We start from the raw sequence: 18390 nt of genomic DNA on the forward strand, positions 1-18390 counted from the left end.
ATCTTGCCGGCTAATATCTTGCGCTCGCTTTGATAGCCTGGATCAATTTTGCGCAAAGCCCAGAAACTTGCATATCATAAAGCTTTTCATGCGGCTGCGTCACACATTAAGTCCGAAGTGCGGGAAGCAGATAATCCACGGCAGTTTTGACCGTCAGCAGTTCCGATGCATCCTTGTCGGGAATGTCGACATCCAGTCTTTGGTGAAGCGCCGCCAGAAGATTATAGATATCCATCGAATCCAGATCGAAATATTCCTGAATATTGGTGCTATCAGTCACGGTCGACAGATCGACTTCGGGAGCAATGGATTCCAGTTCTTCGGCAAATACCCTTTTTACTTCCTCGCGGGTCATAGGCTCTCCGGTGTATCAAGTTTCTCGGCTATGGCGTTCAGGAACAATCCGCCGCGATGACCGTCGCTCACCCGGTGGTCTGCTGCCAATGTCATCTGAACTATCGGCCGCGCAACAATTTCACCCTCGACCACCCATGGCAGTTCCATGATCTTGCCAAATCCGATTATCGCTACCTGCGGCGGATAGATGATCGGCAGAACGCCTTCCACGCCGCGATCACCGAGACTGTTCACGGTCATGGTCGAACTCGTCAGTTCGGACGCACGAAAGCTGCCGCGCCTGACCCTCCCGATCAAATCGCGCATCTGAACCATCAATTCTGCCAATGAAAGCTGATCGGCATTCTGAATCGCCGGAGCGGCAAGGCCGCCGCCACGGATTGCAATCGCGACGCCGGCATGAACCGCTTGACTGGTGTTGAACCTGTCTTGTTCATAAAGCCCATTAAACTCCGGAAAATCGCGGATTGCGAGCGCCGCGGCCTTGACTAGTAGCGCGCCAAATAAAATGCGTTCCGGGGCAGGGCGCTGCAGATTATAGTTTTCGAGCCAGTTTTGAGCGCTGTTCACGTCTATCCTGTGCGTCAGATAATAATGCGGAATTTCCCGTTTCGAACGGGACATTGCCGCTGCAATGGCGTGGCGCATTGCATCCAGATCTATACCCCGTTTTGCGGGCGCAGGTTTCGCGGCTTCGACATCGCGCAGTTGAATGGCACCACTCGGTCCGCTGCCAGTGATCCCGTTCAAGTCGATTCCATGTTCCCTGGCAAATAGCCGCGCCGCGGGCGAAGCGCGGACTTCCGAGATATCCTCGATAGCCGGGCGAATTGTGGCAATCTCCAGGGCCGCTTCTGGTGCCTCCGGTGCTTCCACTGCAACTGGCAAGGCTGGTTCGACAGCTTCGGAAACCGCTGCTTCGCCTGCTCCCGATATTGTCGCCAGAGGGGAGCCGACCGGCACCTTGCGGCCCTCCGGCACCAGAATTTCCTCGATCTTTCCGTCTTCGAATATCTCTATTTCAATTGCGCCTTTTTCCGTTTCGACAACCGCAATGATATCGCCGCGGGTCACTGTGTCGCCTTGCGCCTTCAGCCATTCTACAAGCGTACCGTCTTCCATATCGGCACCGAGCGATGGCATGGTGAATATGCCCATCGTTCAGGCACCCACCAGTTTGCGGGTCGTCTCGACGATGGTAGCGACCTGCGGCAGCGCTGCCTCTTCCATATGCTTTGCATAGGGGATTGGCACTTCGGCGCTGCAAAGCCGCATTGGCGGTGCATCCAGAGTCCAGAAACCCTGTTCCATGATGCGGGTCATGATCTCCGCCGACAGGCTGCCCGAGCGCCAGCCTTCGTCGACAATCAGAACCCGCCGGGTTTTCGCCACCGACGCCATGATGGCTGCATCGTCGAGCGGTCTCAATGTGCGCAGGTCAAGCACCTCGGCAGAAACGCCCAAGCTCGATAGTTCTTCGGCAGCGTCCATGCATTTCCAGAGCGATCCGCCATAGGTTATCAGGCTGATATCGCTGCCTTCTCGCCGGATGCTGGCATGATCGATATCGATGGCCGCAAGGTTATCGGGGACTGCGCCCTCCCGGTTATACAGCAGGGCATTTTCAAAGATCAGTACCGGATCGGGGTCTTCCAGCGCCCTGGCAAGCATGGCCCGCGCATCTGCCACGGTCGCAGGCGCCAAGATGCGAAGACCAGGAATATGGGCGAACCAGCCTTCCAGGCTGTGGGAATGTTGCGCCGCAAGTTGCCGCCCGGCTCCGGTCGCCATCCGGATGACGACAGGCACATGAAATTGCCCGCCGGACATGTGCCGCATGGTGGCTGCCGTATTCATGATCTGGTCGAGCGCGAGCAAGGCGAAATTGCAGGTCATGATTTCCACAATCGGTCGCATGCCGCCGAGCGCCGCGCCAATGCCTGCGCCGGTGAAACCGGACTCGGACAAGGGAGTGTCGCGGATGCGATCCGGACCGAATTCGTCCAGCAGTCCTTTGCTCACCGCATAGCAGCCGCCATAATGGCCGACATCCTCGCCCATCAGGAAGACTTTTTCGTCGGCGATCATTGCCTCGCGGATCGCTTCGCGCATCGCCTCGCGATAGGTCATCTTCGTGCTCATGTTCGTGCCTCCGCGCCGACATCCCTCAGCAGGTCGGCAACCGGCTCCCACGTTCCCGCCTCGGCAAAAGCGACCGCTTCGGAAACTTCCTGCGCGACCTCTTCCTCAATGGCATCTACATCGGCCTGGCTCAGTTCCCCGGCTTCCAGCGCCCAGCTCTGAAAGCGCCGGATCGGTCCGATCTCCGTCCATTTTTTTACTTCCTGCTTTTCCCGATAAAGTTCGGGATCGAACATCGAATGCGCGCGAAACCGGTAGGTGCGGCATTCCAGAAACACCGGGCCATCGCCTTCCCGGATCGAGGCAACTGCCCGCCGCGCTGCCACTTCGACATCCACGACGTTCATGCCGTCGACAATCTCGGATAGCATCTTGTAGGACGCCGCCTTGGCGTGAATATCGGTCTCCGATTCAGAAAGGTCCAGCGCGGTGCCCATCGCGTAGAGATTATTCTCGCAGACGAACAGGACCGGCAGATCCCAGAGCGCGGCGAGATTGAGGCTTTCGTGAAACTCTCCCTCTGCCGCAGCGCCTTCGCCAAAAAAGCAGACCGTGACATTGCTCTTACCCTGCATCTTGTCAGCGAGCGCAAGGCCGACGGCCATCGGCAGTCCGCCGCCGACAATCGCATTGCCGCCATAAAAGCGGGTTGGCTCATGGAACAGGTGCATCGATCCGCCGCGCCCGCGGCTGCACCCTTCCTGTTTGCCATACATTTCCGCCATGATTTCACCCGCCGGCACGCCGCGCAGTAATGCATGGCCATGTTCACGATAGGTTGCGACTACAGCGTCTTCTTCGTCAAGCGCCTGCATGATACCGGTCGCGACCGCTTCCTCACCGATATAGAGATGCAGGAAACCGCGAATTTTCTCCTTCGTGTAAAGTTCGGCGCATCTTTCCTCAAACCGCCGGATCCGCAGCATCTGTTTCAGAAGAAGCCGGCAATGTTCGTGATCAAGGCGCAATTTTGTTCCGGTCATGACGATGCCTTTTCCAGAGTTGAAAGGTCACCCTCGGGTAGACCCAGTTCGCGCGCTTTCAAAAGCCGGCGCATGATTTTCCCGGATTTAGTTCGCGGCAGATCGTCCACGATGACGATCTCGCGCGGCGCAATTGCCGATCCGAGCCGTTTGCGCGCGTGTCCGAGCAGCGATTTCCGCAAGGCATCATCCGTCTCGTGATCCGGGTTGAGCAGGACAAAGGCCTTTACAATCTCGCCGGCGCGCTCGTCGGGAATGCCAATCACCGCCGCCTCGGCAACGGCGGGATGTTCCATCAGCGCGCTTTCGACTTCAAATGGCCCGATCAGATGCCCCGATGACTTGATCACATCATCAGCGCGCCCGACAAACCAGAAATAACCGTCCCGGTCGCGCATTGCGAGATCCCCGGACAGATACCATCCTTCCCTGAAACTGGCCTGATAGCGTGCGTCTTCGTTCAGATAACCCCGGAACATCGAAGGCCAGCCAGATTTCAGGGCAAGATGCCCGACCGTCATCGGCGCGCCGAGGAACGTCAGTCCATTCTCGTCTCCTTGGTCCTGTACTTCCACAATTGCGGCTTCGATACCGGGCAATGGCTTGCCCATAGATCCCGGCTTTACGTCCAGTGAGGCATAGTTGGAGATCATGATGCCGCCGGTTTCTGTCTGCCACCAGTTGTCGTGAAAGGGTTTGCCGAAAATACGGTTGCTCCAGATGACGGCTTCGGGATTGAGCGGCTCGCCGACGCTGGCGAGAAATCTGAGCGCCGAAAGGTCGCGCGCACGCGGCAGGTCATCTCCTGCCATCATCAGCAACCGGATCGCGGTCGGGGCGGTATACCAGACATTCACGCGTTCGGATTCCAGCAGGTCATACCAAGCTTCGGGATTAAACTCGCCGGCATCAATGAGCATTGTCACGCCATTGGTCAGCGGCGCAATTATGCCATAAGACATGCCGGTGACCCAGCCGGGATCGGCGGTGCACCAGTAAATGTCGCCGGGTTTCAGGTCGAGCGCGAGACGACCGGTCGTATGATGGGCGATCACGGCTTCATGCGCATGCAATGCGCCCTTGGGCTTGCCGGTGGTACCACTGGTAAAATGCAGCAAGGCTATGTCATCCGGGCGGGTTTCTGCAATTTCGAAATCTGCGGGCGTCTTGGCGAGCAAGGCGGAAAGATCAAGCGTATCCGAAGGCGCGCCATCATCGGCATCGACGAGCAGAACGTGGCGCAAAGAGGGCAGGGTCGCCCGGGCCGGAGCAACTTTGCGGAGATAGTCCTTCTGGCGCGTAATCAGGACATTGACCTCGCCAATTTCCATCCGCGCCCGCACTGGCTCGGGCCCGAAGACCGAAAAAAGCGGACAAAATATCGCACCGGCTTTCAGGCTGCCAAGCGCGGCAAAATAAAGGTCAGGCACGCGACCCAACAGCGAAAAGACCTTGTCACCCGGTTTAACGTCGAGATCCTGCAACAGCCTCGCGAAACGGTCCGACTCCGTCTTCATTTCCGAATAGCTATATTCCCGCCGGATGCCATCCCGTGCGATCCAGCGAAGCGCTGTTACACTGCCTCGCCCTTCGGCTACGTGCCGATCGACAGCTTCATAGGCGATATTGAGTATGCCGGGAACAGGGCCGCCCATGGAATCGCGCGCCTTGGCCCATGAAAATTCTGCGGCAGCCTGATCATAATCAGGCATATTGGCCATTTCGCGAATGGCTTGTGATTTGTGCAGCGGTTGATCTTTCACTGGTGGGTCCCTTCCTGTCGGGCATCATGATGCATCGGACATGGAAAACTCTCTCGGTCGTTGAAGACGCATTCAACAAACGAACATTGAGATATTTTTCACGGGTCAGAAATACGCAGTTATACGGGTGCTTTTGCGCCAGCTGGCAGGTCCTGGATCGGTCTGCAAAGACAAATCCGAATGGGGCAGGCTTCCAGCGGCGAGCTCAGGGAATATTATTGGCCTAGGGAATATTACTGATCAGTAATATTCCGAATGTCTTTTGATCGAGCTTTCGGCGATTAACCTTATGACTCGCCGGAGCAGCACTCCCTGACCCCCCGTTAATGATCTGTTCCGGCGAGATCCATCCTGACAGAGTAATCAACGATAAGCCCTGTGCGTCAATCAAGTGATGCCGCGGACCGCATGCGGCGTTACCGTCTGCAATATCGAAGCCCCGATATGCCGAGCGGCAGCCTGAGTAGGCGCGACCACGAAAAAGGTGACATTCTGCTGAAATTGATCCGTCGGCTCGAGGAATACGGCGCCTTCGCCTTTATCTCTGGAATAGATCCAGGTGCTGACATCCTTCAATAGCGCGTCAAAACCGGCAATATTCCTGTCACGAAACACGCGCTGCACGACAAGCAATTCGGAGGAGTCATCAATTCCGGGCAAATTGCGTGCAGCAGTCATTGGAATGGAAACACCGCCCCAACGGCCATTGCATTCAATCCAGTGCAGCGCCGCATTGCTCAAATCCGGTCCGGTCAGTAACGCATCAAGACTCATGCGCCCGAAAAAGCCCAGGCACTGGAAATAATAAGTGATTTCAAGTGCTTCCTGATAGAAACGAGCTTCCAGCGGTTGCGGTAAATCAATTGCAGTAGCACCGATAAATGACTGGTTCTCGCCAGCCAGAATTTGTCCGAAAATACCTTCGACTATGGGAGGTCCATCCTCGGCTCGGGGTATCCAGACTTGTGCCGACGGGCTGGCCAATGCAGCGACTTCCCAAACACCGATCAGAATGGGAAAGCGATCACGCCAGCCGATCGCGTGCAATCGCTCCAGCAATTCATCCCTTAATTCCCTGGATGTGAGCGAGCGGACATAATCGCTCTCCATCACCAGATTGCCCATTGAACCGGCACTGGCCGGCAATTTGATCACGAGCCGGTCATGGGTGCGGGCAAGCTTGCCCAATATTGCTGCCGCTGCAATCGGACCATAGACGGAATAGGTCGGTGGAACGGCATCTTTTCCAAGGATCATTTTTATATGGTTTGAAAACCATAGCTTGTCGTTAACAAGCCGGGAAAGCTGCGGGAGCGGCGCGCATATCTGAACCGGGCACCCGGATCGCCGGGCGATTTCAGCGCCCAGCAGCCAGTCATGGCCCGTCGACAAATAGGGACAGATATTGAATGTTCCGGCTCTGGCAGCCGCGGCCGCGAGTTTTGACAAAGCCGCTTCATTGTTCAGGCAAGCAGCTGCAAGCGGAACTCGCAAGCGGCTGTCACCTCGATCAACCTCGATTATGTGGGGACCGTCATGACCGAAGACATTTCTTGAATATGTTTCGAAGGACTTGATCCTGGGCCGCGATATCAGCAGAAAATCGTCGTCCCGCGCCAGTCCCAACATGCGATATTCGTGGCTTGCCACGCGATCTTCCGGCATCAGTTCTATGTCCCGATGGTCCTCCAGCAGCAATAGCGGACCTTCCTGATATCCGGCACTGACATGATCGCCGAATATCGAGGCATCGTTCAGCCTGGGAAAATTTCTGAACTGCTTGTTCGCGAGAATTTCGATCCGATGTCTGGTTTCTTGCGAAAGCTCGAGATCAATCGCAGTCTTTACCGGCCAGGGCGCAAGATGGATTTCCTGGTTTGCAGTCGGCGCCAGGATATCCATTATTCTGGTTGCTTTGTCGCAAAATCGGTCCATGCCGGCGCAAGCTTCCGCCAATATTGCAGGCGCTTCATCAGATCATCCTTGGCTGCTTCATCCAGCCCTCCCATGGCGCCAAAAAGCTCTCCGCATTCCGATACATGCTGCTCCATCTCGTCGATGCGATCGAGCAGTTGCTGCTTCTGTACTAAATGCAGTGGGATATCGGGATCAAGTTCGGCAATAGTGCTGAGTGTCTCGGCACCATGAGCATGTTCTGCATACATTTCCTCCACTTCATCGGCCGAGAGGAAGGTTTTGAGGGCAGGGTAAAAATCCTCTTCCTCAAAAGCGATGTGACCGCCGGCCGCCTTGTCCAGATTTTGTGCTGCGGATTTCAAGCCGCCAACATCGCCTGCCGTGACCAGCGAACGCAGCTCATGAAGCCCGCGCCCCAAAATTGCGTGATCCTCCCGAAAGGCGTTAAATAGTCCGTGATTGATCTTGGTCATGATAGCCACCTGTCTAAGCTGCTATCATAGCTTAATATATTCTCTGGAAATTGACGCTGATCATCTAATGTGCAGACTCTATGGATTTTACGCTACCGAGCCGACCAAGGTTGAATGCACACTTGTGCATGCGCAAAATGCTCTTATCGCCCAGAGCCTCTCCGATCTTTCCGGCTATGACCATGCGCATGGCTGGGGGGTTGCCACATTTGATGAGGATGGGCCGGACATAGAGCGTCAGGCCTGGGCGGCCTATCATGGCGAGCATTTTGCGCGAGCCGCAGCGAAGGCTTATTCCCGCCTTGTCATTGCTCATGTTCGTCGGGCAACCGTGGGCGGTGCGGCGATTGAAAACACGCATCCGTTCAGTGACGGGAAATGGGTATTTGCACATAATGGCACTGTTCCCGGTTTTGCCGATATACGTCCGGTTCTGCTAGATCACATGGGTGCCAGGCATCGCAATGCTGTGAAGGGCGAAACAGATAGCGAGCATGTTTTCCGCTATTTCCTCAGCCTCATTGACGCCGGAACCGTCGATCCCGAACAAAACTTGCTGGGCGCGATGGAAAGGCTGGTCGCCGATGTCGTTGCGCTCGCCCAAACCCATGCACCGGGCAAGAAGCTCGGTCTCAACATCATCCTGTCGGATGGCGAGCGGCTTGTCGGCACCCGTTTCAACCGCAGCCTCTATTTTGTCGACCGCAAAGGCGTTTATGATTGCGAGATTTGCGGATTTCCTCATATCCATCATGATCCCGATACCGAATATCGTGCGATTGTGGTCGCTTCAGAGCCGGTTACTCACGAAGACTGGATAGAAATCCCCAACCATTCGATTTGGCAACTCGATACGGACAACGGAATCAATATTCACAATTTGACGGAATATGCCTGATCATTGCGCGAACGGTGTTTTGAGAAATGCACAAACACCACTGCGCTCATCAGTGCGGCGAAAAAGCACCAGACCGAAGCGAACCAGTGCATATAGGCTATCCGGGTCACGATCAGGGCTATGGCGATGACAAAACCGAATAGCCGGATGGTTCGATAGCTCGACAGCAATGGCGTGAGGCACGTGCCGATAATATATAACGTCAGAATGAAGGCATCGTGACGATGCGGCAGATGATAGACGATATGTTTTCCGTCGATCAGGGCCGAGACCGGCTCTGTAACAAGCGCGAACAGGAAATAAATGCTGGCCACGGCGCCCGCTGCCATTGGCAGCAGGAGCAGCTTTCGGCGCGCTTTCAGCGGCTCGATCATCCACACTGCCAACGGCACGAATATTGGCCAAAGCACATGCGAAAAAAGCAAATAGATTGTCGTAACGATATCGGTGGTTTGGGATTGTATCGGCAAGACCTTCCACAAATATCCCTCAACCAGTTGCTGCATCCCAAAAATGAGCGGTATTGCGGCATATGGAATTTGTGCCAATCGATCCGCACGTCGAACCGTGAGAGTGCCAATTCCAAGCAGAGCGACGCCAGCCAAAATACTGGCATTTGCAGAAAAGCAGATGATCATCACTCCCGGTGATTTGGCTTGAAGCCAAATTTGCATGGTTCTGATATTAGATTTTCTATCCATGGGCTTAAATGCGCAAGGCTTAGATACGCAATGCTCCTTATGCGCAGCTTTTCGCCGAGCATCGCGGATACGATCGGAGTAGGAATCTCAACCGGGAGCCGACATTTCGGAGCCTGAAGCCGGAAAAACTTTCTTCAGAAGACATTGTCGCCCGCCGAGCAATTTGCCGTCGTATCGGTTGGTTTACGTATTTTTCTTATGCTCCCCCCGTCCTATTCTTCGCATTACAGCAGGGCATCGCAAAGCACCTTTGCAGATGTTCCAGCCGCAGGAGGATATTATGGACGCAAAGCTTCGAGACCAGATTGTCTCAATCATTGGATCAGTCGATGACATGACGATAGCGACTATCCGCGAGGATGGTTTTCCGCAGGCAACGACGGTCAGCTATATCAGCGATGGCCCCGTCATCTATTTCATCACCGGTGCTGATGCGCAGAAGGCGCATAACATAGCGCGAAACAACAAGGTCTCCCTGACCATAAATCGTGCTTATGACAGCTGGAACGAAATTGAAGGACTGTCGATGGGCGGCCTGGCGATTGCTGTCACCGATCCGGAGGAAATAGAAAAAATCGGACGCTTGCTGTTGCAGAAATTCCCTCTGGCCGTGCAATTTGAACCGGATGAAGGTGGCAAGGTACTACTATCCTATTTTCGCATCGAGCCTAAAGTCATTTCGATACTCGATTATAAAAAGGGCTTTGGTCACACCGAATTGGTCGAAGTGTAACGGACTACTGGTGCCTTGAAATTCTCAACCGAACTGAATGAAATTATGGCGTGAAATAATTGGGATTTTGTTACCGCCGGGAATCCCGATCAATCTCGTATCCGAGACATCAATGAGATGACTTCGCTGTCATCGGTCTGGTTAAAATCGCGATAGAAGGCTCCAACGGCTCCAAACGGAGAGGGCGTGTGGAGGCAAATTATTTCGTCACATTGATCTCTCAATTCTTCCAAGCTGGATGGCGGGGCAACCGGTACCGCCAGGATGATTTTACGCGGTTCATTTTTGCGCACACCCTTCAGCGCGGCCTTGACCGTTCCGCCGGTTGCAATGCCGTCGTCGACAATTATCACCGTCCTGTCCTTTAGGTCGATCGGTTGTCGCTCTCCGAGATAGGTCAACCGGCGCCGGGCGATTTCATCCAGCTGCCTTTGCATCTCGGCCTCGATATATTCCGGGCTGGGTTTAAGCTGACGAACGATTTCTTCGGTGAGTACTATCTGCGGATTGGCACCATCGACAACGGCACCCATGCCATATTCGGGCCAGCCGGGCGCACCGATTTTCTTGACGAACAGAAGGTCCATCTGCGCCCCGAGAGCATTGGCGACCTCGTAAGCGACCGGCACACCGCCTCGGGGGAGGGCCAATACCAACGGGTTTTCAAAATCTCTCTCGCTCAGCTTCTTTGCCAGCTGCCGGCCCGCATCACGCCTGTTTTCGAAAGGAAATGTCATCTGATCCACATTCTTTCTCCGCTTCATCTTATTCTAGATGCGAACTGAACCATGCGCTGGCGTGCACGATCACTTCTTCCAGAGTCCCTGGCTCCTCGAACAAATGTCTGGCACCGTTGATGATGGCCATTCGCTTCGGGCATTGCAGCGCATCATAAGCCTGTTTGTTGAGATCAATGACCGGTCCGTCGAGACTTCCGACAATCAGCAAGGTTGGCGCCTGCACCTTTTCCAGCCAGCGTCCGGCCAGATCGGGCCGTCCGCCACGGGAGACGATCGCGGCGACGTTCGGCTTATCACGCGCGGCCGCCACCAGCGCTGCACCGGCCCCCGTGCTGGCACCAAAATAGGAAATGGGAATGTCTGAAAAAGCCGGCTGCGCGCGAATCCAGCGCGCTGCCATTGAAAGGCGCTCTGCCAACAATTCGATGTCAAACACATTGGCCCGGTCGCGCTCTTCCTCGGGAGTGAGCAGGTCTAGCAGCAGCGTCGCAAATCCGTCTTCGCGCAGCGCCGCCGCGACATAATTGTTGCGCGGACTCAGTCGGCCACTCCCGCTGCCATGCGCGAAGATGATCATCGCGGATGCGTTCGCCGGCACGGTCAATATCGCCTTCAGCCCGGCTGGTGCTATCTCGACTTCCCTGGCGGGAATTTCATTGGAAATATCATCGACCACTGCTCTTTCCTCACAGACCAAAGGGGTAGGTTTCTGGCGCACCACGCGGTTTCTCATGGCCTAGCGGCGTGATTGCCTTGGTGGTTTCGAACCAGACATAGGCATCAAACTGGTCAGCTAATATTGCTTCGAAATAATGGCTGAGCAGTTCGGTTTCGGGCCGGTAGACCACACCAATGGCGCGTTCCAGCAAAGGCTCTCGCAAAATATGGGCAAGCTTCTGGCGATCGCGACCGCGCCAATCGGTAAGCGACCGGGCATAGCCGGTCAGGCGGAAAGCGGACTCATAGCTGTCGGGGCGGGCAGGGCGAACGGTCTTGATTTGCATGTCCGCTCCCCAGTCGCTCGCCGCTGCCACCGTGCCATTGTCGGTGCCAAAGCCTATGCAGACCGCGTCATCACCGTAAGCGATGCGGCACAGCTGACCGATATTGAATTCGCCGCGCCAGCCCATTGCCGTCGCGGATGCGTCGCCGATGTGCGAATTATGAGCCCAGACAACCACCTTGGTGCCGAACCCGCGATTAGCGATCACGGCTTGCAGCGTATCGAACATATGGCGATCACGCAGATTCCAGGAGGCTGGGCCGCCTTCGTAAATGGAGCGATAATAGCGTTCTGCTGCCGCAACGATCTTTGCATTCTGGGTCGCATCAAACCATTTTTCACCATCTGAATTCAGATAGTCGAGCCGGTTTTCGAACAGGCGGCGAAGCTGATCCAGCGCCGCTTCCTCACAGTCGCCAAGCCCTTCATGTACCACTGCCCTGCCATAGTCGGTCGGATGATCCTGCCATGGCGTCAGACAGCCATAGCGCCAGCGTGCCTTGGCGGCTTCATCGGTATCAACCGAATCAAGATATTCCAGAACCGAGGCAATGGACTCGCTTAGACTGTAGACATCAAGCCCATGAAAACTGACCTGACGCTCCTCCGATTTATGCTCGTTATAATCCCTTAACCAGTCGGCAAAGGCCAGCACTTCATGATTACGCCACATCCATGTCGGGAAGCGGACAAAACTGTCACCACGTCTCGGTCGCGGATCATGATGGCGGACATAGCCGTCTATGCGGGCGGCATCGGGCCAGTCAGCCTCGACCGCGACGACAGTGAAGCCATGTTCTTCGATGAGCCGCCGTGTGATTGCTGCTCGGGCACTGTAAAATTCGGATGTCCCATGCGTTGCCTCGCCGAGCAGCACAACCTGAGCGTCACCGAAGCGGTCGAAAAACTTCCCGAAATCCGACTGGTTTTCCGGTCGGGGAAGCAGCTCGGCATGATCCCGCAAGGCCTTGACCAACCCCTCGGAAGGGGATCGCGGCGGCTTGTTCCAGTTGATCGGTTTGTTCATAGCCGTTTAATACCACAAGTCCCGAATTTCCTTGGGCAAGCTGGCCTTTACGTCATCCATCTCACCTTCCGAAATATGGTCGGCGATGACGTCGAGCGCGGCGCCGACGATCGTGGCAGGATTGTCTTTTGGAGCGTCATTGAAAGCTGCCATGACAGCATCGACAAATTCGTCCTTGTGCCGGATAAGGGGCGCTGATCTGGAAGGCTGGTATCCTTCATAAAATACGCCGCGCATCAGAGTTGGCAACTGTGCTGCAAAATGGGCACTCTCATTGACCTGCAAACGATCGCGGAGGACATGAAGCGTGGAACGAAGCAGGGTGAAGGCACGATGCTTGTCCTCCCAGTCCAGTTCATCCATGACGTCGTTCACCCAGCGATTGGCATCCTGAATGGCTTTGTCGAATATTGGTAATCCCAAACCGGTCATCTTCTTCATCCTTTGTATTGCAGGCGTTGAGACGCACGCCAAACTAAGGCAGACTAGACACAAATGATTCCGCATATGGCGGTCATATTCGCTTTGTGCCTTTTACATATCGTACATCGAACGCTGCCGCAGTCGTGGATTCTACGTAGCTCTCCGAAGTCCGTGGATATGTCGCTCTTACCAAAAGAAACATTTTCATTTGCAGCAATATGGCAATGGGCTTTTCAGAAGCCTGTGACGCTGGATATGCCCGAATATCAGGGAGTTTACGTATGCCGGGTTTTCCCGGAAGATCGTAACCGGAAAACATAGGGGTTGATCGGGAGCAAATCCGCGTCTTCTGCGCGACCGGCCCCGAATGCGTGAAAGTCCATGGTGAAGTTTAGGTGGTAAAGGTTGCCCGGATTAAACCGCAAAAATTTGAATGAAAGGACAGGGTAATGGCGGGTCTCCGCTCCATCCGTTCAATCAAGCGCATTGGGATATGCTTCAGGATCTTGCTGTGCTCCTTGGGAACAGGATTTGTGAATGGGAGTCCAGTCTTGCCGGGGAATTCCAGATGCACATAGCTGCTGAACCGGCCGATGACATGCAAATGGGGCTCTCCAGCGAGCAGGTCCGCGAGCGCTATGCGCGTTATGGACCCAATGAATTGCCCCATCATGACGAACGTTCAATCCTCCGGATAGTCGGCGAGGTTCTGCGCGAACCCATGCTGGCATTGTTGCTGGCGGCAGGCTTTGCCTATTTGCTGCTCGGAGACCGGATCGAAGCCATACTCCTGCTCTGCTTTGCTACATTTTCAGTTGCGATTTCCGTCATCCAGGAAACTCGCAGTGAGCGGGTTCTGGCAGCGTTGCGGGACTTGTCGAGCCCACGCGCGCTTGTCATTCGCGATGGCAAAAGACTACGCATTCCCGGGCGCGAGGTGGTGGTGGGCGATATCATCATATTGGAACAGGGAGACCGGGTCGCCGCTGACGCGCTGCTGTTATCTGCCACAGAGCTGGAAATCGACGAATCGCTTCTGACAGGAGAATCTCTAGCGGTACACAAAGATGTTGAGGCAGAGGCTTTTTCGGGGACTTTGGTCGTTCGGGGAACAGGCATTGGGGAGGTAGTCGCGATTGGCGGGCAAACGCAGATCGGTCAGATCGGCGGGCATCTTGCCGACATCAAGCCCGACGCGCCCCGATTGCGCCGGGAGACCGGCTTCATCGTGAAACTGGCAGGCATTGGCGGTATCCTGATCGCAGCTTCGGTCACCTTGATATATGGTTTCTCCCACGGCGGATGGCTCGATGCCGTGCTGGCTGGCATTGCCATCGGAATGGCGATGTTACCCGAAGAATTTCCGGTCGTCCTCGTGACGTTCATGGCCATGGGGGCGTGGCGCATTTCCAAAGCCAATGTGCTGACCCGACGGTCAGCCGCGATAGAGACCCTGGGGTCCGTCACGATATTATGCACAGACAAGACAGGAACCCTGACCGAGAACAAGATGGCAGTAGCCACTATGTGGTTGCCGGAGGGACTCCATCTGACGGTCGATAGAAGCCAGAACATACCTGGCTCCTTTCAGCCTTTGCTGAAGGCAAGCCTGTGGGCCAGCGAGGTAGAACCTTCGGATCCGATGGATATCGCGATCCACTCGGCTGCTTCGGCTTTATTGCCGGGGAAGGACAATGCGAATGATCAGCATTGGCATCTGGAACGGCATTTCGGTATTCGACCGGATTTGCTGGCCACGACGAACATGTGGCTTGATGGACCGGCACACGAAGACAGGCTTCTTGCAGCCAAGGGCGCACCGGAAGCGATTGCGCAATTATGCCGCCTGTCGGATTCTGAGCAGAAGGAGATGATGCGAGCTGTAGAAGATATGGCGGCGAAGGGCATCCGCGTTCTGGGTGTGGCGACTGTCAGGGCAAAAGAGGTGGATGACTATGCCGATCTGCTTGACTACCGCTTTGCGCTTGCCGGACTAATTGGCCTTGCCGATCCTCTGCGCGCCAGCGTTCCCGAGGCGATCGGGCACTGTCGCGATGCCGGCATCCGCGTCCTGATGATCACTGGCGATCATGCAGCAACGGCCCGCTCCATAGCTTCCGATGCCGGGATCGAAAGCGATAATCTGATAACCGGTAGTGAACTTGCCGGACTGGACGATGATGAACTAGGCAGAAGGCTCCGGACGACAAATATTTTTGCCCGCATCATGCCCGAACAGAAGCTGCGCCTGGTACGGGCATTGAAAAGCGACGGCGAGGTTGTTGCGATGACTGGCGACGGCGTGAACGACGCCCCTTCTTTGAAGGCAGCCCATGTCGGTATTGCCATGGGCGGACGCGGAACGGATGTGGCAAGGGAAGCGTCCTCACTCGTACTCCTGGATGACGAATTCACCGCCATTGTCAGCGCGATCAGGCTTGGGCGCCGTATTTATGACAATATCCGCAAGGCGATGGAGTTTATTTTTGCTGCCCATGTACCAATTGCCGGTCTGGCGCTCCTGCCGTTGATGTTCGGATTGCCGATGCTACTTGGCCCGATCCATATCGCGTTGCTCGAGATGGTGATTGATCCGGCTTGTGCTCTCGTCTTCGAAGCTGAAGAGGAAGATGATGAGATCATGCGTCGATCGCCGCGCCATCCCGAAGCACGGCTATTTTCCCTGCCGATGGTCATCTGGAGTATATTCCAGGGCGCGCTCGCGCTAGGCGCGTTGACGCTGGGGATTGTCATTGCAGTTCAGCAAGACATGCCGGTAACCGAACTCCGGGCGCTGGCTTTCCTGACCCTTATCGCCAGTCTTCTGGCCCTGATTCTGGCCAACCGGAGCAGCAGTGCGTCGCTGCGATCCTTATTCGACTATCGCAACAAGGCGTTGCTGGCGATATTTGGTGCAGTGATAGTCGTGATGATGGTGATTTATCTTTTTGAACCAGCCCGTTCCATTCTGGGTTTTGCGAAGCTTTCCATCTTCGAAATTGTCGCCGTCATCGGCTATGGTTTCATATTGCTATCCGTGCTGCAAATTCTGAAGCCGCTGGTCAATCGCATTTTACAGGAGGCCAGTTCATCGGACAGGAATTGATCATTTTCCCGGGCAGGGGAGCATGATGGCCCTGATCATCCAATGGGTGTTATTTGGTGCCTGCGCACTGCTGATCTTGGCCGCCGGTCCAAAGCTTACCAAAAATGCAGAAATTATCGCTGCCAAAAGGGGACTGTCGGACGACTGGATCGGCCTCATCCTGCTGGCTTCGATCACCTCCTTGCCGGAACTTGCTGCCGGCATATCCTCGGTAAGCATTGCCAATGCGCCCGAAATAGCCGTCGGCGCGGTATTCGGCAGCTGCGTATTCAATCTGGTCATGCTGGTGGTTCTGGATTTTGCGATCCGTGGAGAATCGGTTTACCGCCGGGCGCGACAGGCCCATATTTTGTCGGCCGGCTTTGGGATCATGCTGATCGGTTTTGCCGGCCTTACGATCATGAGTGGCGGCCTTGGTATCAGTCCGACAATAGGTCATTTCAGCGCAGCCTCTCTGGTGATCGTTCTGCTCTACATTATCGCGACCCGTGCCATTTATAATTATGAAGCGAAGATACGGGAAAGTGCCGCAGAGGAGGCCGTAAAGGCCCCGACTGCGGTTTCACTATCCGAGGCACAAATGTGGGTGTTAGGAGCGGCTGTCGCGATCCTGATCGGAGGATTGCTGCTCCCGGTTTTCGGGGCCAATATCGCGGACAAAATGGGAATTGGCCGCGGTTTTGTCGGTACCGTGCTGGTTGCGGCCGCAACGTCCTTGCCGGAACTGGCGGTGTCAATGGCGGCGCTTAGGCAGGGATCGGTGAACATGGCGATTGCCAACCTCCTCGGCAGCAACCTGTTCAACATATTGATACTCGCCATCGAAGACGGGTTATATTTTGACGGTCCGCTGCTCGATTCCGCTTCGCCGATACACGGTGCCACCGCGATGGCGGCAATGGTGATGAGCGGTGTTGTCATCATTGGATTGCTATACCGCCCGCAAACGAGACTGTTTCGGACGGTTGGATGGATCAGTATCGCCTTGTTTACCGTCTATCTGGTGAACGTCTATATCATGTACATCAGTTCGACCTAGATCTGACGATCCTGTAATCAGGCACCAGTACCGCAGCTCCTTTCAAATGACCGTCGCGAAGTTTTTCAAGCACTTCATTAGCGTCGGTCAGGGGAAATCTTTCGACAACGGGTGTGATCCCAGAACTGTCAGCCGCAGCAAGAAACTCTGTGCCGTCCTCCCGGGTCAGATTGGCGACGGACATGATCGCTCTTTCACCCCAGAGGTCGGCATAGGGAAAACTCGGGATGTCACTCATGTGGATACCTGCGCAGATCACCCGGCCACCCTTGTGAACCGCGCGCAGTGCCGCCGGAACCAGCGGGCCGATCGGCGCGAAGATGATGGCGGCGTCGAGCTCGACTGGCGGAAGTTCATCAGATCCGCCCGCCCAAGTGCAGCCGAGTTTGCGTGCAAATTTCTGGCCGGACAAATCACCGGGCTTTGTAAAGGCGTAAATTTGCCGTCCTTGCCAGACGGCGATCTGCGCGAGAATATGGGCGGCGGCACCAAAGCCGTAAAAACCTATGACCTTCGCCTGATCCGCCATTCTCAACGAGCGCCAGCCGATCAGTCCTGCGCAAAGCAGTGGCGCCGCTTCAACATGCGAAAAACGATCCGGAATCGCAAAGCAATATTGGGCGCTTGCCACAACATGGCTGGCATATCCACCATCACGCGTGCAACCGGTAAACTCCGGCTCATCGCAGAGGTTTTCGTGATCGGTCAGGCAATATCTGCAATGGCCACAGCTTGAACCCAGCCAGGGGACGCCGACTCGGTCACCGACAGCGAAGCCCTGCACATTTTCGCCAATCTGTATGATCCGGCCGACGATTTCGTGGCCAGGAACGACGGGATAAACAGCCTCCGGAATCTCACCGTCCACGATATGCAGATCGGTGCGGCAAACCCCGCAGGCGAGAATCTTGATCAGCATTTCATCACTATCCGGCACGGGCATATCGCGCTCGACGAGTTGAAGCGACCGACCGGGACCATCCAGCTGCATCGCATGATATTTGCCGAGCTTCGTCGTCATGGTCTTTGTCCGATCAATCTGTCTGCCTTGATGCGGTCATGCTGCTTTTATTCCTTCTGGCGGG

Annotated in this window: 17 protein-coding genes; 4 read left to right on the forward strand and 13 right to left on the reverse strand. The window is 55.4% G+C overall.

Annotation, left to right across the window (positions count from 1 at the left end):
• Positions 1-106: 106 nt before the first annotated feature.
• The 7 genes from AZE99_RS07910 to AZE99_RS07940 all read right to left on the reverse strand — a co-directional run bounded on the left by AZE99_RS07910 (position 107) and on the right by AZE99_RS07940 (position 7635).
• Entirely contained in the window at positions 107-355 is a 249-nt protein-coding gene (locus AZE99_RS07910) for a phosphopantetheine-binding protein (RefSeq protein ID WP_067199594.1), read from the reverse strand.
• Entirely contained in the window at positions 352-1515 is a 1164-nt protein-coding gene (locus AZE99_RS07915; RefSeq protein ID WP_067199597.1) for a dihydrolipoamide acetyltransferase family protein, read from the reverse strand. The genes AZE99_RS07910 and AZE99_RS07915 overlap by 4 nt, the downstream gene beginning before the upstream one ends.
• 3 nt (positions 1516-1518) lie before the next feature.
• Positions 1519-2499, reverse strand: a complete 981-nt coding sequence (locus AZE99_RS07920; protein ID WP_067199600.1) for an alpha-ketoacid dehydrogenase subunit beta — start codon at positions 2497-2499, stop codon at positions 1519-1521.
• The gene (pdhA, locus tag AZE99_RS07925; protein WP_067199609.1) at positions 2496-3482 is read right to left on the reverse strand and encodes a pyruvate dehydrogenase (acetyl-transferring) E1 component subunit alpha; all 987 of its coding nucleotides are present in this window, start codon (positions 3480-3482) and stop codon (positions 2496-2498) included. Before pdhA ends, AZE99_RS07920 begins: the two co-directional genes overlap by 4 nt.
• On the reverse strand, positions 3479-5245 hold the full coding sequence (gene acsA / locus AZE99_RS07930) for an acetate--CoA ligase (RefSeq protein WP_156472160.1): 1767 nt from the start codon (positions 5243-5245) through the stop codon (positions 3479-3481). Before acsA ends, pdhA begins: the two co-directional genes overlap by 4 nt.
• A 387-nt stretch (positions 5246-5632) precedes the next feature.
• A complete protein-coding gene (locus tag AZE99_RS07935) occupies positions 5633-7147 on the reverse strand; it encodes a hypothetical protein (RefSeq protein ID WP_067199612.1) in 1515 nt (504 codons plus the stop codon).
• The gene (locus tag AZE99_RS07940; RefSeq protein WP_067199615.1) at positions 7147-7635 is read right to left on the reverse strand and encodes a hemerythrin domain-containing protein; all 489 of its coding nucleotides are present in this window, start codon (positions 7633-7635) and stop codon (positions 7147-7149) included. The genes AZE99_RS07935 and AZE99_RS07940 overlap by 1 nt, the downstream gene beginning before the upstream one ends.
• Positions 7636-7702: 67 nt before the next feature.
• On the opposite strand from AZE99_RS07940, the gene AZE99_RS07945 reads away from it, so the two are divergent.
• Entirely contained in the window at positions 7703-8533 is an 831-nt protein-coding gene (locus tag AZE99_RS07945) for a class II glutamine amidotransferase (protein ID WP_067199617.1), read from the forward strand.
• Here the strand turns inward: AZE99_RS07945 and AZE99_RS16505 are convergent.
• The gene (locus AZE99_RS16505) at positions 8509-9234 is read right to left on the reverse strand and encodes a DUF6629 family protein (RefSeq protein ID WP_335339239.1); all 726 of its coding nucleotides are present in this window, start codon (positions 9232-9234) and stop codon (positions 8509-8511) included. The genes AZE99_RS07945 and AZE99_RS16505 overlap by 25 nt on opposite strands.
• 280 nt (positions 9235-9514) lie before the next feature.
• On the opposite strand from AZE99_RS16505, the gene AZE99_RS07955 reads away from it, so the two are divergent.
• Positions 9515-9967, forward strand: a complete 453-nt coding sequence (locus AZE99_RS07955) for a pyridoxamine 5'-phosphate oxidase family protein (RefSeq protein WP_067203424.1) — start codon at positions 9515-9517, stop codon at positions 9965-9967.
• An 89-nt stretch (positions 9968-10056) separates the two neighbouring features.
• Here AZE99_RS07955 and AZE99_RS07960 read toward each other — a convergent pair whose 3' ends face one another.
• Genes AZE99_RS07960 through AZE99_RS07975 form a run of 4 tightly spaced genes read right to left on the reverse strand, consistent with a single transcriptional unit; the run spans position 10057 to position 13169 of the window.
• The gene (locus AZE99_RS07960) at positions 10057-10704 is read right to left on the reverse strand and encodes a phosphoribosyltransferase (RefSeq protein WP_067203426.1); all 648 of its coding nucleotides are present in this window, start codon (positions 10702-10704) and stop codon (positions 10057-10059) included.
• A 28-nt stretch (positions 10705-10732) separates the two neighbouring features.
• Positions 10733-11383: a dienelactone hydrolase family protein gene (locus tag AZE99_RS07965; RefSeq protein ID WP_231862720.1), complete on the reverse strand. Its 651-nt coding sequence runs from the start codon at positions 11381-11383 to the stop codon at positions 10733-10735.
• 10 nt (positions 11384-11393) lie between these two features.
• A complete protein-coding gene (locus AZE99_RS07970) occupies positions 11394-12737 on the reverse strand; it encodes an erythromycin esterase family protein (protein WP_067199621.1) in 1344 nt (447 codons plus the stop codon).
• A 6-nt stretch (positions 12738-12743) separates the two neighbouring features.
• Complete coding sequence (locus tag AZE99_RS07975) at positions 12744-13169, reverse strand: DUF2267 domain-containing protein (RefSeq protein ID WP_067203429.1); 426 nt, start codon at positions 13167-13169, stop codon at positions 12744-12746.
• A gap of 559 nt (positions 13170-13728) precedes the next feature.
• On the opposite strand from AZE99_RS07975, the gene AZE99_RS07980 reads away from it, so the two are divergent.
• A complete protein-coding gene (locus AZE99_RS07980) occupies positions 13729-16266 on the forward strand; it encodes a cation-translocating P-type ATPase (RefSeq protein ID WP_067203430.1) in 2538 nt (845 codons plus the stop codon).
• Between the two features lie 22 nt (positions 16267-16288).
• Positions 16289-17305, forward strand: a complete 1017-nt coding sequence (locus AZE99_RS07985) for a sodium:calcium antiporter (RefSeq protein ID WP_067199624.1) — start codon at positions 16289-16291, stop codon at positions 17303-17305.
• Here AZE99_RS07985 and AZE99_RS07990 read toward each other — a convergent pair.
• Entirely contained in the window at positions 17292-18326 is a 1035-nt protein-coding gene (locus tag AZE99_RS07990; protein WP_067199627.1) for a zinc-dependent alcohol dehydrogenase family protein, read from the reverse strand. The two genes, AZE99_RS07985 and AZE99_RS07990, sit on opposite strands and share 14 nt — an antisense overlap.
• Between the last annotated feature and the right edge of the window lie 64 nt (positions 18327-18390).

Origin of the sequence: Sphingorhabdus sp. M41 (assembly GCF_001586275.1) — a bacterium.
Classification (GTDB): Bacteria; Pseudomonadota; Alphaproteobacteria; order Sphingomonadales; family Sphingomonadaceae; genus Parasphingorhabdus.

Bases quoted from the DNA above. Each gene is read 5' to 3' on its own strand.
- AZE99_RS07975 (WP_067203429.1), bottom strand. From the start codon at position 13,169: ATGACCGGTTTGGGATTACCAATATTCGACAAAGCCATTCAGGATGCC.
- AZE99_RS07920 (WP_067199600.1), bottom strand. From the start codon at position 2,499: ATGAGCACGAAGATGACCTATCGCGAGGCGATGCGCGAAGCGATCCGC.
- AZE99_RS07985 (WP_067199624.1), top strand. From the start codon at position 16,289: ATGATGGCCCTGATCATCCAATGGGTGTTATTTGGTGCCTGCGCACTG.
- AZE99_RS07955 (WP_067203424.1), top strand. From the start codon at position 9,515: ATGGACGCAAAGCTTCGAGACCAGATTGTCTCAATCATTGGATCAGTC.
- AZE99_RS07980 (WP_067203430.1), top strand. From the start codon at position 13,729: ATGCACATAGCTGCTGAACCGGCCGATGACATGCAAATGGGGCTCTCC.
- pdhA (WP_067199609.1), bottom strand. From the start codon at position 3,482: ATGACCGGAACAAAATTGCGCCTTGATCACGAACATTGCCGGCTTCTT.
- AZE99_RS07910 (WP_067199594.1), bottom strand. From the start codon at position 355: ATGACCCGCGAGGAAGTAAAAAGGGTATTTGCCGAAGAACTGGAATCC.
- AZE99_RS07940 (WP_067199615.1), bottom strand. From the start codon at position 7,635: ATGACCAAGATCAATCACGGACTATTTAACGCCTTTCGGGAGGATCAC.
- AZE99_RS07970 (WP_067199621.1), bottom strand. From the start codon at position 12,737: ATGAACAAACCGATCAACTGGAACAAGCCGCCGCGATCCCCTTCCGAG.
- AZE99_RS07990 (WP_067199627.1), bottom strand. From the start codon at position 18,326: ATGACGACGAAGCTCGGCAAATATCATGCGATGCAGCTGGATGGTCCC.
- AZE99_RS07960 (WP_067203426.1), bottom strand. From the start codon at position 10,704: ATGACATTTCCTTTCGAAAACAGGCGTGATGCGGGCCGGCAGCTGGCA.
- AZE99_RS07945 (WP_067199617.1), top strand. From the start codon at position 7,703: ATGTGCAGACTCTATGGATTTTACGCTACCGAGCCGACCAAGGTTGAA.
- AZE99_RS16505 (WP_335339239.1), bottom strand. From the start codon at position 9,234: ATGGATAGAAAATCTAATATCAGAACCATGCAAATTTGGCTTCAAGCC.
- AZE99_RS07935 (WP_067199612.1), bottom strand. From the start codon at position 7,147: ATGGATATCCTGGCGCCGACTGCAAACCAGGAAATCCATCTTGCGCCC.
- AZE99_RS07915 (WP_067199597.1), bottom strand. From the start codon at position 1,515: ATGGGCATATTCACCATGCCATCGCTCGGTGCCGATATGGAAGACGGT.